Below are 14,292 nucleotides of genomic sequence, written 5' to 3'. Positions count from 1 at the left end.
GGTCGAAATGGAACATTATATTAGTCTACTTGTTAAATCGATCTTCATCGAAAACATGGCGTTATCATTCTTCTTGGGAATGTGTACTTTCTTAGCCGTGTCTAAGAAAGTGAAAACGTCGTTTGGTCTTGGTGTTGCGGTTGTCGTGGTATTGACCATTGCTGTGCCAGTGAACAACCTTGTTTATACCTACGTGTTGAAAGAGAACGCTTTAGTTGCAGGTGTTGACCTTAGCTTTTTGAACTTCATTACGTTTATCGGTGTAATCGCAGCGCTGGTTCAAATCCTAGAAATGATCCTCGATCGATTCTTCCCACCGTTGTACAACGCTCTGGGTATTTTCCTACCATTGATCACAGTTAACTGTGCGATTTTTGGTGGTGTATCGTTCATGGTTCAACGTGATTATAACTTTGCCGAGTCTGTGGTTTATGGCTTTGGTTCAGGTATTGGTTGGATGCTAGCTATCGTAGCGTTAGCGGGTATTCGTGAGAAAATGAAGTATTCAGATGTACCTCCAGGTTTGCGTGGTCTTGGTATCACGTTTATCACGGTTGGTCTGATGGCTCTTGGCTTCATGTCGTTCTCTGGTGTTCAACTGTAGGTCGGGTAAACGACACAAATTTTAAGGAATAGTCAATGCAAGTTATTATCCTTGGTGTAGTGATGTTTACCTTGATCGTATTGGCTTTGGTATTAGTAATCTTATTTGCTAAATCAAAGTTGGTACCAACAGGTGACGTAACTATCTCCGTTAACGGTGATCCAGAGAAGAGCTTCACAACTTCTCCAGGTGACAAATTACTCGGTGCGATGGCGGGTAAAGGCATCTTTGTTTCCTCTGCTTGTGGTGGCGGTGGCTCATGTGGTCAGTGTCGCGTAAAAGTAAAATCAGGCGGTGGCGATATTCTACCAACTGAGCTTGACCACATTTCTAAAGGCGAAGCCCGCGAAGGTGAGCGTTTAGCATGTCAAGTTGCCGTGAAAACGGATATGGACATTGAGCTTCCAGAAGAAATCTTTGGTGTTAAAAAGTGGGAATGTACCGTTATCTCAAACGATAACGAAGCAACCTTCATCAAAGAATTGGCGCTGGCAATCCCTGAAGGGGAAGAAGTACCATTCCGTGCTGGTGGTTATATTCAGATTGAAGCTGAACCTCACCACATTAAATATGCGGATTATGATATTCCTGAGGAATATCGTGAAGATTGGGACAAGTTTAACTTATTCCGTTACGAGTCTATCGTAAAAGAGCATTCGATTCGTGCTTACTCAATGGCTTCATACCCAGAAGAGAAAGGCATCATCAAGCTTAACGTACGTATCGCGACTCCACCGCCAAATAACCCAGACGTAGCACCTGGTGTGATGTCGTCTTATATTTGGTCACTTAAAGTCGGTGATAAATGTACAATTTCAGGTCCATTTGGTGAGTTCTTCGCTAAAGAAACGGACAATGAAATGGTCTTCATCGGTGGTGGTGCAGGTATGGCGCCAATGCGTTCACATATCTTTGACCAACTGTTACGTCTTCAGTCGAAGCGTAAGATGTCTTACTGGTATGGTGCACGTTCTAAGCGTGAAATGTTCTACGTAGATGATTTTGACGGCCTAGCGGCAGAGAATGAAAACTTCGTATGGCATTGTGCTCTGTCTGATCCAATGCCAGAAGATAACTGGGATGGTTACACCGGCTTTATCCATAACGTATTGTATGAAAACTACCTGAAGGACCATGAAGCGCCTGAAGATTGTGAGTACTATATGTGTGGTCCACCAATGATGAACGCTGCTGTTATCGGCATGCTGAAAGATCTTGGTGTTGAAGATGAAAACATCCTACTTGATGACTTCGGTGGTTAAGTTTAGGTAATGTATGATCATGGCTGGCTCATGTGAGTCAGCCATTTTATTTTTAGAATGTAAGAATATTCGTGGTTATCTGTTCTTATAAAAGACTGATAAGCAGAATGTTTTTAAATTCGGTAGGTGAGTAAAAGTATGTTTCATCTAGCTAAACGCTTGAGAATGATTATCGTAAGCCTTATGGCTTTAATAGTTTTGTCCGCTTGTGGCGGCAGTCGTGAACAAATTCATTTGAGTGGCCCTACAATGGGAACGCTCTATAATGTGAAGTACATAGTGAAAGAGAACACGCCGAAGCCGGAAAATATCCAGGCAGAGATCAATGACCTGCTAGAGGAAGTCAACGATCAAATGTCGACTTACCGACAAGATTCAGAGCTGAGCTGGTTTAACCGTTATTACGGGACAGAACCTTTTCCCGTCTCTAAGCAGACAGCGATTGTGGTGAATGAAGCCATTCGACTCAATGAGCTAACATTAGGTGCTTTAGACGTCACGGTAGGGCCGTTAGTGAACTTATGGGGCTTTGGCCCAGAGGCAAGGCCGGAAATTGTACCGACAGATGAAGAGCTTGCTCAGCGTAAAGCACAAACGGGTATCGCTCATCTATCGGCCACGGATGAAACGCTGCGCAAAGACCTAAGAAGTCTGTATGTTGATCTTTCAACAATAGCCAAAGGTTGGGGTGTTGATGTGGTCGCTGAGTACCTCGAGAGCGTTGGCATTGATGACTATATGGTTGAAGTTGGTGGTGAAATGCGTTTGAAAGGCGTGAATCGTGAAAGCGTGAAATGGCGTATCGCGATTGAAAAGCCGTCAACTGACGAACGTAATATCCAAGAAATCATTGAGCCAGGTGACATGGCTATTGCGACGTCTGGTGATTATCGCAATTATTTTGAGAAAGACGGTGTGCGTTATTCTCACATTATCGATCCTGCAACGGGTAAGCCTATTCATAATAAAGTGGTGTCAGTGACTATTTTAGATAAGTCATCAATGACAGCGGATGGCCTTGCGACAGGATTAATGGTGCTAGGTGAAGACAAAGCACTAAAAATTGCGGACGAAAACCAGATCCCTGCTTTCATTGTGGTGAAGACCGACGATGGATATAAAGAAATTGCATCAGAGGCCTTTAAGCCTTACCTTAATCAGTAAGAGGTGGACAAAATGAGTACGTTTTTAGTTACATTTGGTGTGTTTCTTGCGGTTATTGCTGCAATGTCTGTTGGCTACATTTTTCAAAAGAAAGTCGTGAAAGGTAGTTGTGGTGGTTTAGGTGCTGTAGGCATTGATAAAGTTTGTAATTGCCCAGAGCCTTGTGATGCACGTAAAAAACGCGAAGCAAAAGCGAAAGTTCGAGCTGAAAAGCTGGCCGCTTGGGAAAAAGATCGCATCGCCTAAAAAGATGAATTCAATCACATTAAAAAGCCAGGGCCTCGCTCTGGCTTTTTTGCGTGTTAGCGGTGTAAAAATTGCGTATACTTAAGCTGTATGTATAACCAGTATGGTGCGTTTGTGTCTGATCCGATCCGTAAGTTTATTCATGTTGATATGGACTGTTTTTTCGCCGCGGTAGAGATGAGGGACAACCCTTACTATCAAGGTAAACCACTAGCTGTCGGCGGGAACGAGCGGCAAAGAGGGGTGATCAGCACCTGTAACTATGAGGCGAGAAAATTTGGTATCCGTTCAGCGATGCCCTCTGCGCAAGCCGTTAAGTTATGTCCTCATTTACTTCTTGTTCCGGGGAGAATGGAGGTCTACAAGCAAGCTTCGCAGCATATTCGTACCATTTTTTCGCGTTACACTTCTCTGATAGAGCCGTTATCTCTGGATGAAGCATACTTAGATGTCACGGATTGTCAGTTGCACCAAAACTCTGCCACGTTGATAGCACAAAGTATTCGACATGATATTGAACAAGAACTGAATTTAACCGCATCGGCTGGCGTGGCACCGCTTAAGTTTTTAGCCAAAATTGCGTCCGATCTCAATAAGCCTAATGGGCAATTTGTCATATCACCCGACGAGGTCCAGGGAATTATTGATGGTTTAGACTTAGGCAAAATTCCTGGTGTAGGAAAAGTGAGTCTAGATAAATTAAATCGGGCGGGCCTGTATACTTGTTTAGATGTGAGAAACAGTGACTACCGAGATCTGATCGTGCGCTTTGGCCGTTTGGGGGCATCGCTATGGAAGAAAAGTCATGGTATTGATGAGCGGGAAGTCGTGGTAGAAAGGGAGCGCAAGTCTATTGGAGTAGAGCGCACCTTCAGCCAAAATATCGTGAGTTTTGAGCAATGCTGGCAGGTCATTGAAGAAAAGCTTTACCCCGAACTTGAGGCAAGGTTGCATCGAGCAAAGCCCGCGAGAAATGTGATTAAGCAAGGTGTTAAAGTGAAGTTTGCCGACTTTAAGCAAACAACGATTGAACATGTCCACAATCAGCTCGATTTACCTTATTTCAAGGCGCTATTGCGGGAAATTTTGGAACGACAGCAAGGACGAGAAATTAGATTATTGGGATTGAACGTTATCTTAGAGCCGCTAGAAAGCGCGCGTCAATTGTCCATGTTTGAGGAATGAAATGAATAAAGCCGCCGTTGTCCAACAGGTCATTGTTGAGTTGGAACAAAAAATCACTACGCTATTGTCTGCAATGGAGCAGACCGTGGATGCTGCGACCAATGAGGAAACCATACCAGACAATAAATATGACACGCTTGCACTCGAAGCAGCGTATCTTGCTCATGGGCAGGCAATGCGATTAGAAGCAATAAAGAAAGACATAGCAACGCTAAGACATTTGGTTATTCGTACATTCGATCACGACACTCCAGTTGGTTTATCCGCTATGGTTGAGTTGGAAGACGACCAAGAAGTCCTAAGTCGTTATCTACTGTTACCTTGCGGTGGTGGCGTGTCAATCGTTGCCGAAGGGATAAGAGTTGTGACTCCAGAGTCGCCATTAGGACGCGCGTTAGTTGGAAGACTGTTAGATGATGAGATAGCCTTACAAGTTGGAGAGCGTGTGACCCATCATGTTATTGTGAATATTGTTTGAGCGTGTAAAGTCATTAGGAATGTGAAGGAATTGGCCATGATGAGTAAATTGAAGCACTTGTTGTTTGGGGTAGGGTTGTCGTTACTATCGACAGCGTCTTTGGCTTATGAGCAGTGTAAGCTTGATATCAAGAATGAAGTGCACCTTGACGGCAAACAAGTCGAAATCGTCAAGGCTGAAGGCTCGAAGGTGCTAATTGACGACAATAATGAATTGTTTATCAATGGTGAGAAAGTGGCGCTCGATAGGCTTCAACAAGAAGCGCTAGCAAGCTATCGGGAAAATATGAACAAGTATGTTCCTCAAGCTAAAGCACTGGCTGAGAACGGCTTAGCGCTAACGAATGACCTTATTGATGATGTTTCTGCAAGCTTCGATAATTCGGCAGCTTTTGATAGCGTCAAGACCGCGTTGTCCGAGTTTTTTAAAGATATCGAATCTCGCTACCACCAAGACGGCAGCTTTGTTTTGAAGTCTGAGGCGTTCAGTTCGTTTACTAACAACTGGCAGCAGGATTATGAGAAAGCGAAAGAAGTGTTCAACAAAGAGTTTTTTAGTAGCGCGTTCACCGCGTTGCAAGAGAAAATGCAGCAAGAAGGTGGGTTAAACCTGACGGCACTTTCAGAGCAAATGGATGAGCTTAAAACACGACTTGCTGAGACAATGAACAACCAATCCGAAGTGATCAAGGAGCAAGCTGAAGATTACTGCGACTCTCTTAACGATGTGGCGACGGAAGAGCAAGAGCTACAGAAAAAAATTCCTCAGTTGAAAGACTATCAAGTCTTCACTATTTAACGGTCTATAAAGCGGATTCGTTTTCGACATCCAAGCTGGCAGTGCTCGGCTTGGATGGCATTTTCATTGGTAGGTTCTCGCCACTACGTTCACATCGCGTTAGCTACGTTATTTGGGTTTACTTACCTAGAATAGAAGATGTACAAATTAGTTTACCAATCTATTAGTTTATTACACTGCTTAATATTGCTTTACTAGAGCAATTGAATTACTGTATCAGCCAACTAGTACGCAATGACTAATCAATAGTGAATAATACAACTTCTTCGTCGGCGACTGCCGCAACACCCCGTGAGCATTTTGGTTCAAAACTCGGTTTCATTCTTGCGGCAGCAGGGGCTGCTGTTGGTCTAGGCAACATTTGGGGTTTTCCAACGCAAGTTGCCAGTAATGGCGGAGGTGCGTTCCTTCTTGTTTATCTTGTGATGATTCTTGTCGTGGCGTTTCCAATGCTCGTCGTGGAAATGGCGATAGGGCGTCATGGACAAGCGAACCCAGTCGATAGCATGCGTTCGCTTTCTGCCAACCCTATTGCCAAAAAGCTGGGTGCTTGTGTCGGTTGGATAGGTCTTGCTGTACCTTGCGCTGTATTGGCGTTTTACTCCATTGTTGGCGGCTGGTTAATCTGCTTTTTGATTGGCGCGGTCTTAGAAATTGTTGGTTACGCGTCGCTTGCTGATTGGTTTAAAGGGTTCAGTGTCGGACGTAATGTGTTTGGTACGATTGCATTTTATCTGCTGACTATCTTAATTGTACAAGGCGGTGTGAAACAGGGCATTGAAAAGTGGTCAACTCGACTTATGCCATCCTTGTTTATTTTATTTGCTCTATTGTTTGTCTACATCATGATGCAACAAGGTGCGATGGAAGGGCTTAAACACTATTTAGTTCCGAATTTTGAAAAAGTTTGGGATAGAAAGTTGATTTTGGCTGCAATGGGGCAGGGCTTCTTTTCTTTGACTATTGGTGGTTGTTCCATGCTGATTTACGGCTCTTACCTTTCTAAGAAAGAAGATCTGCCGAAAATGGCAATGAATGTGACCTTAGTGGATACATCAGTGGCTTTTATTGCTGGACTAGTGGTGATGCCTGCGATGTTTGTTGCGATGCAAAAAGGCGTGCAAATCTACGCGGAAGATGGCTCACTTATCAGCTCAGATACCTTGGTGTTTACAGTATTACCGTTAATGTTTGAGTCCTTAGGGTTATTGGGCTTAGTATTCTCTGTCGTTTTCTTTTTACTGCTGACTATCGCAGCGTTAACATCGTCCATCTCTATGCTTGAATGTCCGGTTGCCTTGGTAGATGAGCGATTAAACACGGGTAGGAAGAAAACCAGCTGGGTGCTGGGAGCGTTGATCGCCGCATTCAGTATTTTTATCGTGTTCAATTTTGGCGAATTATTTGGATTGGTGGCGATGATAGCTACCCAGTACCTGCAGCCAATTGCCGCGCTAATGTTCTGTATTTTCGGTGGCTGGGTGTGGAGCCGGGCGAGTAAAGTGAAAGAGCTAGAGCAAGGGTGCCCTGATTTTCAGCTTGGCTGGTTTGGTAAAGTATGGCCACTTTACGTGAAGTTTGTCTGTCCGGTATTGGTTGCGACGGTAATATGGGCCTCATTCGGCTAAAAAAATGTTAGTGCGCGAAGCGGATTGATTAAGTAATGCCGACGATTATCGTCGGCATTATTCTTATTTACGTTTTAATCTAAGATAGCCGCATGGTTATCTAAACCGTCAAAATGGTTATCTAAACTGTCCGATCTCTGCGAGATAATCAAAACCTGCTTGCGATAATTTATCTATTAACGCTTGCTTATCTAAATCATGCGTTGCGCAGAGCTCGTCAAGACTTCCGTTAAAGTCGTCACGCAGCGTCATATTGATAATACTCATCAACATGACAGTATCCATGGTAGCAAAGCTGGCTAGGTTCATGTGCTACCTTCTAATCATCGAAGTCAGAGATTAATAAGTTAGCAGCAGCAAAGGCGGCTTTTTCTCTCACGTCTTGCGGTAACGAATCATCGGCGGCAATATCGTTTAACGCTCGTACTGCACACGAGATGGCCTTAGGGATATAGGCTTGATCGCCACTGCCTATTTGTGCGTAAAGCTCTCTGACTCTCTCACAGCAACCATATACTTGCATGTTTCATTCTCTTATAAATGATAATTCATCTCAATATACACAGGCTATTGGGAAAAAACAAAATTCCGGATTGACCTAAAACAAAAAAGCCGACGTTTTGAAAACGTCGGCTTAAAAGCTAGTCACTTAATTCAATATGTTTGGGGAATTAAGCCTTTGCCGGAATGGCTTCAAGCAGTGCAACCATCTGTTCCCAGAATAGCGCAACCGTGTCAATTTTCACTTTCTCATCAGGAGAGTGAGGGAATTTAATCGTTGGACCAAACGAGACCATGTCCATATTCGGATACGGTTCTTTGAATAGACCACACTCAAGCCCTGCATGAATGACCATGATGTTTGGTTTATGCCCGTAGATACCTTCGTACATATCACGGAATATCGCCATAATGGCTGAATCCGGATCTGGCTTCCAGCCAGGGTAAGCGCCAGAGAATTCGATATTGGCACTAGCCAGTTCAGCAACAGACGTCAACATGCCTTCTACTTGAGAGCGACCAGAATCAATCAATGAACGAATCAGGCATAATACCGTCACAGTGTTTTGTTCTGTGGTGATAACACCAACATTTAGTGATGTTTCTACCACGCCTTCAATGTCATCACTCATGCGAATCACACCGTTAGGGCAAGCATTAAGCGCAGCAATAAAGCGAGCTTGTGACTGTACTTCAAATACTTCAGTTAATTCAGTCGCTTCATTAAACGTCACTAAACCCGTTTCAATAGCCGCAAGCTCTTGCTGTAGTAGAGTGGTGTACTGAGCAAATAGCGATTCAAGCTTAGCAACCTTTTCTTCTGGTACCGCAAGGGAGACAAAACCTTCACGTGGGATAGCATTGCGCAGGCTACCACCACGGAACTCGATCAAGCGAGCATCTAACTCTTTGGCGTGACCAGCAAGAAAACGCGCAAGCAGCTTATTGGCATTACCACGTCCAGTATGAATGTCACAACCGGAGTGACCACCTTTTAGACCTTTTAAGATCAGCTGGCGAGCCACATAACCGGTGGGCGCCGCTTCACGCGCGATATCAAATTGGATTGAACCGTCGATACCACCCGCACAGCCCATGTAGACTTCGCCTTCTTGCTCAGAGTCGGTATTGAGCAGGATCTCACCTTCTAACCAACCGGCTTCAAGACCAAATGCGCTACGGTCATACCAGCTTCTTCATCGATAGTTAGTAATACTTCGAGTGGACCGTGTTTAATGTCGTTTGACGCCAGCACTGCAAGGCACGCCGCCATGCCCATACCATTATCTGCACCAAGTGTCGTGCCTTTGGCTGTCACCCATTCGCCATCGATGTATGGCTGAATTGGATCTTGAGTAAAGTCGTGATCCGTATCTTCATTTTTTTGAGGAACCATATCGATGTGCGCTTGAAGCACGACACCTTTTTTGTGTTCCATACCGACTGTCGCGGGCTTTTTAATGAATACGTTACCGAGTGTTATCGCGCCTAACGTCAAGGTTTTGCTCTTGAGCCCACTGGATGATGGTTTGCGCGAGCGCTTCTTCATGCTTTGATGGGTGAGGAATCGAACAAATTTTATCGAAAAACTGCCAAACCGGGCTTGGTGACAACTTGCTGATCTCAGAGTGGAATTCAGACACAGATCTCTCCTTTGTAGCGACTTTGCTAGATAGTTATTCCTAAGAAAGCACAAATGTCATTGTGATTCTCTGGTTTTCTAGCGAATTAAAGATGGGCAAAGGATACCATTAGTTGTAAACAGGGAGTAGTCATAGATAAGTAGTTTGATGTTGATGTAAAGAAAGTGTGCAGTCTCGAGGGCGAACAACCCATTTTGCTTCCTTTTGATATCTATCGATCTAATTTATGTAATAAACTTTCAGAATAGTTCGTTTGTATACAGATCTATCAATTAAATGTGATTTAAATCACGATATGTATTGTAATTAATCATCAGTATGGTATTCTTTTGGTCAGTTGATTAAGTTCAACACACCCGTTCAAGGATTGAACCCGAGTTATCGCCTCCAAGGAACCGAGATTCAACATTTAAATTAAGTTGTATTGTTTAAGGTGATATTTATGAAAGGTTTAGCAAGCGCGATGTTTTGGACAAGTAAAAATGTATACACACAAGACTTCGCCTACAGCGTCTACTTCGGTAGATAATAAAGTTTATACCCCTATATTTTAGAAATTATTGCTGGTTACCCCAATTGATGACCAAAATTTTTCTACCGCCACTCAATGAGTGGCGTTTTTTTTGCCTGCGATCTCGTCCCCTCTCTCTTTCTTGTCTTCTATAATGTCAATTGCTGTATAAATAGTATGCAATTGGTGTGTGAATAATTCTTTTTGTTCACGTTGGTTTTATTGCTAACTGTCTCAATTTGTTACTATTGCATAGTTAATTGATTTCATATCGAAGAACATTTATCTGCAATAGAGTGAAAATTCTAGGTGGAATTTGCGAATTGAACCCCTTATAATTCGCGCCAATCGTTTACGCAACCGTTTACTTTTTACTCTTTAGGGATTCGAATATGCTCGAAAGGCTATTTAAACTCAGTGAAAATGGCACGAATGTGCGCACTGAGATCATTGCTGGACTTACTACCTTCCTGACAATGGCTTACATTATTTTTGTAAACCCAGCTATCCTAGCGGATGCAGGAATGGATCGTGATGCTGTTTTTGTAGCAACCTGTTTGGCAGCGGCAATTGGCTGTTTCATTATGGGTTTTGTAGCAAACTATCCTATTGCACAAGCGCCGGGTATGGGCTTGAATGCATTTTTTACGTATGCGGTTGTTCTTGGCATGGGCCACACATGGCAAGTGGCGCTTGCAGCAGTGTTCTGTTCGGGCGTGTTGTTCATCCTATTGAGTGTCTTCAAGATTCGTGAATGGATCATTAACTCCATTCCAATGTCTTTGCGTACCGGTATTTCAGCGGGTATTGGCTTATTCCTAGCACTTATCGCCCTAAAAAATTCGGGCATTGTCGTTGATAACCCGGCAACACTGGTTTCAATGGGAGCGATCACATCACTGCCTGCTGTTTTAGCAGCCTTTGGTTTCTTCCTTACGATTGCTCTTGTACATCGCGGCCTAAAAGGCGCAGTGATGATCGCGATTCTTTCGGTAACAGCGTTGGGTATTATTTTTGGTGATGTTCAATGGCACGGCATTATGTCTGCGCCCCCAAGCATTGCACCTACGTTTTTACAGCTTGATTTCTCACATATGTTTGAAATTGGCATGATTTCAGTTGTCTTTGCTTTCTTGTTTGTTGATCTATTTGATACGGCAGGCACGCTAGTAGGCGTTGCTCAAAAAGCAGACCTTATTGGTAAAGACGGTAAAATCCCTCGTTTAAATAAAGCGCTACTTGCTGACTCAACGGCAACATCGGTTGGTGCTCTGCTTGGTACATCAAACACCACATCGTTTGTGGAAAGTACGGCAGGTGTTGCTGTCGGTGGTCGAACAGGATTAACTGCCGTAGTTGTTGGCATTTTGTTTGTACTTGCATTATTCTTCTCGCCTTTAGCGGGTATGATTCCTGCTTACGCAACGGCTGGCGCGCTGTTATATGTCGCAATTCTGATGATGTCAGGGTTAGTGAGCATTGATTGGCGTGACCTTACAGAAGCCGCACCTGTTGTGGTGACTTGCTTGATGATGCCTTTTACGTTCTCTATTGCTGAAGGTATTTCTCTGGGCTTTATTTCTTACGCTGCAATCAAACTGTTTAGTGGCAAAGGCCGCGATGTTTCAGTCAGTGTTTGGGTGATGGCTGCGATTTTCATCATCAAGTATGTCCTTGAAGCTGCATAATTGGCTCATTCGATTTTAAATAATTTAGGTTTTTACTATGGCTAACAAATTCGTCATTACATGGGACAATATGCACGCATATTGCCGTCAACTTGCTGAGCTACAAATGCTTGGCAGAGCAGTGGAAAGGCATCATCGGTGTAAGCCGTGGTGGTTTGGTTCCTGCTGCGATTCTAGCTCGTGAATTGGGCATTCGTTTTGTTGATACGGTATGTATTTCTAGCTACGATCACGACCATCAACGTGATATGACAGTACTAAAAGCACCTGAGCATGACGGCGAAGGCTTCTTGATCATCGATGATTTAGTCGACAGTGGCGATACTGCTCGTAAAATTCGTGAAATGTATCCAAAAGCAAAGTTGATCACTGTTTGTGCTAAGCCTGCTGGCATCGAGCTGGTTGACGAGTACATTGTTGATATTCCGCAAGATACATGGATTGAACAGCCTTGGGATATGGTTCTATCTTATGTAGAGCCTGTGAATCGCAAGCAAAAATAATACGCTTGTTCGTAGATTGAGAGCCCACATGAAAATGTGGGCTTTTTTTATGCCTGAAACGGTAGTGAGTTAGGTGCGGTTTGCCCCTCGGCGACGTAAAAGAACTGAACCCAAACGGTTTTTTGATTACTATAGGGCGTGAATGATATGAGTAAGGTTATCGTATGTCAGAAGAAGTCAGTAAAAATATCTCCGAAACCTTGTTTGAAAAGAACAAGCAGGCGAAAGAAACCTCTCGCCTTATGAGGTATATGCCGAGTAGTGAAAAAATTCTTGAGGAGAAGCGAGAGCTGATGCCAAGGGCTTGGTATCGAAACTTGCTACGGTTGCAGTGGGTCTGGCAAGGTGTCGATCCCATAGAACAAGAGCGAATTCTTGCTCGTATTGCTTCTTCTGATCATTCTCGTACGGTGGATGAGTGGTTAGACACGGTGATGGGATACCACAGTGGTAACTGGAACTACGAGTGGACAAAATTGGGTATGCAGCATCAAAAGCAGGCCAACGATCTCAATGGTGATGCTTCGGCAGAGCAACTTTTTACTGCGTCGTTGTGTTTTAGTATTGCTGGTTATCCGCACTTAAAAAATGACAATTTGGCACTTCAAGCTCAGGTGCTTGCCAATACGGCTTATAATGAAGCCGCTAAGCGAACAAGCCATATTATCAAACAACTTGAAATCCCGTATAAGAACAAGCGCATTGTCGCCAACCTTCATTTGCCAAGTACTGATAAACCTCAATCCAGGTAGTCATTGTTAGCGCAGGGCTAGATTCGTTGCAAACGGATATGTGGCGTTTATACCGTGATTACCTTGCTCCTGCAGGTATTGCGATGTTGACGGTTGATATGCCCTCTATTGGTCACAGCGCTCGTTGGCCATTGAGTGAAGACAGCTCTTGTTTGCATCAAGCGGTACTCAACGAATTGCCAAATATTCCTTGGGTCGATCATTTTAAGGTTGGCTTGCTCGGGTTCCGATTTGGCGGTAACGCAATGGTACGGTTATCGTTTTTAGAGCCCTATAAAATTAAGGGCTGCGTTTCTCTTGGCGCCCCGATACACGACGTGTTGACCAAACCAGAAAAATCAAGCAGATGCCAAAGATGTATTTGGATATGCTGGCATCGCGTTTAGGCAAAGATATCGTCGATATAAACAGTCTGTCGGGTCAACTCATGGCTTGGTCATTAAAAGTGCAAGGTTTTTTGACGTCTCGCCGCACACGGGTGCCTATTCTCGCGATGAGTCTCGAAGGCGATATGGTCTCGCCAATCTCTGACAATCGTCTTGTTGCGATGTTTAGTGACTATGGTAAAGCGAAGCAGATCCCAGCGAAAGGGATCGCCAAAGGGTATGAGCAATCGCTAGAAATGGCGATAAAGTGGTTAGAAGATGAACTTTTCAGGTGACATTTGTTTGTATTTAGTTAAATATGAAATAATGGTGTAATCAACTCTATGATAAAAATATAAATAAATCATGAGTAATAGGTTTATACCGTCTAACTAGTATTTTTACATTGAAACGGAGTTTCATGATGTCAGAAGAGGCGAAAAAACCCACACATTACCGTTTGGTTACGGCACTAAAAGCCATTGGTCCCTACTTGAGAGAGCCATTGTGTAAAGAAGGAGCCTACCACTTTGATTGCTTATCGGTTTGTGTGGATGATAGTAAATCACCCGAAGATCGTGAATTTTGGGGCTGGTGGTTAGATTTATCTATAGACGACGCAAAATTAGAAGCTACGTATCAGATCGGCCGTTATAACCAAGTGGGTGAGTGGGTACTTGAATCTGCCCCGAAAGCGGCAACGGCGGAAATTACTCGCACTCAAGAAGTGTTTCATGAAAAACTGACGAAAGCATTAAATGATAAATTTAAGCTCTCTGTAGAGATTCATGATGATTCGGTTGAGTTTGTGTAAGTAGGCTTAATGTAGCAAGTAAGTAGCCTTGGGGATCTCTGAGGCTATTTTTATCGTTTATCTACCCCCCTCTTTCCCAGCTAACCAGTTTTTACTTGTACAATTGATGTTTGATTGCTAAAACATCACTCCTATTAAATTTTTCATATC

Annotated in this window: 12 protein-coding genes and 3 pseudogenes; 12 read left to right on the top strand and 3 right to left on the bottom strand. The window is 43.6% G+C overall.

The genetic code is table 11. From position 1 onward, the window contains the following. Nucleotides 1-7: 7 nt before the first annotated feature. The 8 genes from nqrE to AC0L66_RS13815 all read left to right on the top strand — a co-directional run bounded on the left by nqrE (nucleotide 8) and on the right by AC0L66_RS13815 (nucleotide 7,365). A complete protein-coding gene (gene nqrE / locus AC0L66_RS13850; RefSeq protein WP_265675809.1) occupies nucleotides 8-604 on the top strand; it encodes an NADH:ubiquinone reductase (Na(+)-transporting) subunit E in 597 nt (198 codons plus the stop codon). A gap of 35 nt (nucleotides 605-639) precedes the next feature. After that, nucleotides 640-1,866, top strand: coding sequence for an NADH:ubiquinone reductase (Na(+)-transporting) subunit F (gene nqrF / locus AC0L66_RS13845; RefSeq protein ID WP_473567705.1), 1,227 nt, complete (start codon nucleotides 640-642; stop codon nucleotides 1,864-1,866). 165 nt (nucleotides 1,867-2,031) lie between these two features. Further along, nucleotides 2,032-3,030 carry an FAD:protein FMN transferase gene (locus AC0L66_RS13840; RefSeq protein WP_473569269.1) on the top strand — a complete coding sequence of 333 codons (999 nt, stop codon included), beginning with the start codon at nucleotides 2,032-2,034 and terminating at the stop codon, nucleotides 3,028-3,030. 12 nt (nucleotides 3,031-3,042) lie between these two features. Beyond that, nucleotides 3,043-3,276 carry a (Na+)-NQR maturation NqrM gene (nqrM, locus tag AC0L66_RS13835; protein WP_265675807.1) on the top strand — a complete coding sequence of 78 codons (234 nt, stop codon included), beginning with the start codon at nucleotides 3,043-3,045 and terminating at the stop codon, nucleotides 3,274-3,276. 114 nt (nucleotides 3,277-3,390) lie between these two features. Beyond that, complete coding sequence (gene dinB / locus AC0L66_RS13830) at nucleotides 3,391-4,461, top strand: DNA polymerase IV (protein WP_265675806.1); 1,071 nt, start codon at nucleotides 3,391-3,393, stop codon at nucleotides 4,459-4,461. Nucleotide 4,462: 1 nt separating this feature from the next. Further along, nucleotides 4,463-4,939 (top strand): transcription elongation factor, encoded by a 477-nt coding sequence (locus AC0L66_RS13825; RefSeq protein ID WP_265675805.1) that lies wholly within the window; start codon nucleotides 4,463-4,465, stop codon nucleotides 4,937-4,939. Between the two features lie 48 nt (nucleotides 4,940-4,987). Then, nucleotides 4,988-5,737 carry a YggN family protein gene (locus AC0L66_RS13820; RefSeq protein ID WP_390902939.1) on the top strand — a complete coding sequence of 250 codons (750 nt, stop codon included), beginning with the start codon at nucleotides 4,988-4,990 and terminating at the stop codon, nucleotides 5,735-5,737. Between the two features lie 248 nt (nucleotides 5,738-5,985). Then, a complete protein-coding gene (locus AC0L66_RS13815; protein ID WP_265675804.1) occupies nucleotides 5,986-7,365 on the top strand; it encodes a sodium-dependent transporter in 1,380 nt (459 codons plus the stop codon). Between the two features lie 117 nt (nucleotides 7,366-7,482). On the opposite strand, the gene AC0L66_RS13810 is transcribed toward AC0L66_RS13815, so the two are convergent. The 3 genes and pseudogenes from AC0L66_RS13810 to AC0L66_RS13800 all read right to left on the bottom strand — a co-directional run bounded on the left by AC0L66_RS13810 (nucleotide 7,483) and on the right by AC0L66_RS13800 (nucleotide 9,509). Continuing rightward, entirely contained in the window at nucleotides 7,483-7,674 is a 192-nt protein-coding gene (locus AC0L66_RS13810; protein WP_473567702.1) for a DUF4250 domain-containing protein, read from the bottom strand. Nucleotides 7,675-7,684: 10 nt separating this feature from the next. Beyond that, entirely contained in the window at nucleotides 7,685-7,888 is a 204-nt protein-coding gene (locus AC0L66_RS13805) for a YaeP family protein (RefSeq protein WP_265675802.1), read from the bottom strand. Between the two features lie 148 nt (nucleotides 7,889-8,036). Beyond that, nucleotides 8,037-9,509: pseudogene (locus AC0L66_RS13800) on the bottom strand (aminoacyl-histidine dipeptidase). Nucleotides 9,510-10,412: 903 nt separating this feature from the next. Between AC0L66_RS13800 and AC0L66_RS13795 the strand changes: the two are divergent. The 4 genes and pseudogenes from AC0L66_RS13795 to crl all read left to right on the top strand — a co-directional run bounded on the left by AC0L66_RS13795 (nucleotide 10,413) and on the right by crl (nucleotide 14,142). Continuing rightward, complete coding sequence (locus AC0L66_RS13795; protein WP_265675800.1) at nucleotides 10,413-11,708, top strand: NCS2 family permease; 1,296 nt, start codon at nucleotides 10,413-10,415, stop codon at nucleotides 11,706-11,708. Nucleotides 11,709-11,745: 37 nt separating this feature from the next. Further along, nucleotides 11,746-12,211 (top strand): annotated as a pseudogene (gene gpt / locus AC0L66_RS13790) (xanthine phosphoribosyltransferase). Nucleotides 12,212-12,375: 164 nt separating this feature from the next. Further along, nucleotides 12,376-13,624, top strand: a pseudogene (frsA, locus tag AC0L66_RS13785) (esterase FrsA). Between the two features lie 128 nt (nucleotides 13,625-13,752). Then, nucleotides 13,753-14,142, top strand: a complete 390-nt coding sequence (gene crl, locus AC0L66_RS13780) for a sigma factor-binding protein Crl (RefSeq protein ID WP_265675864.1) — start codon at nucleotides 13,753-13,755, stop codon at nucleotides 14,140-14,142. The last annotated feature ends 150 nt before the right edge of the window (nucleotides 14,143-14,292 follow it).

The sequence above is a fragment of the Vibrio sp. GJ43-1 genome (assembly GCF_055808835.1).
Note: the sequence above shows the minus strand (reverse complement) of the source record. Positions and strands in the feature narration are given on the sequence as shown.

Excerpts from the sequence above, each read along its gene's own strand:
- nqrE (WP_265675809.1), top strand. The coding sequence starts at position 8 with ATGGAACATTATATTAGTCTACTTGTTAAATCGATCTTCATCGAAAAC.
- nqrF (WP_473567705.1), top strand. The coding sequence starts at position 640 with ATGCAAGTTATTATCCTTGGTGTAGTGATGTTTACCTTGATCGTATTG.
- AC0L66_RS13840 (WP_473569269.1), top strand. The coding sequence starts at position 2,032 with ATGATTATCGTAAGCCTTATGGCTTTAATAGTTTTGTCCGCTTGTGGC.
- nqrM (WP_265675807.1), top strand. The coding sequence starts at position 3,043 with ATGAGTACGTTTTTAGTTACATTTGGTGTGTTTCTTGCGGTTATTGCT.
- AC0L66_RS13825 (WP_265675805.1), top strand. The coding sequence starts at position 4,463 with ATGAATAAAGCCGCCGTTGTCCAACAGGTCATTGTTGAGTTGGAACAA.
- AC0L66_RS13810 (WP_473567702.1), bottom strand. The coding sequence starts at position 7,674 with ATGAACCTAGCCAGCTTTGCTACCATGGATACTGTCATGTTGATGAGT.
- AC0L66_RS13805 (WP_265675802.1), bottom strand. The coding sequence starts at position 7,888 with ATGCAAGTATATGGTTGCTGTGAGAGAGTCAGAGAGCTTTACGCACAA.
- AC0L66_RS13795 (WP_265675800.1), top strand. The coding sequence starts at position 10,413 with ATGCTCGAAAGGCTATTTAAACTCAGTGAAAATGGCACGAATGTGCGC.
- crl (WP_265675864.1), top strand. The coding sequence starts at position 13,753 with ATGTCAGAAGAGGCGAAAAAACCCACACATTACCGTTTGGTTACGGCA.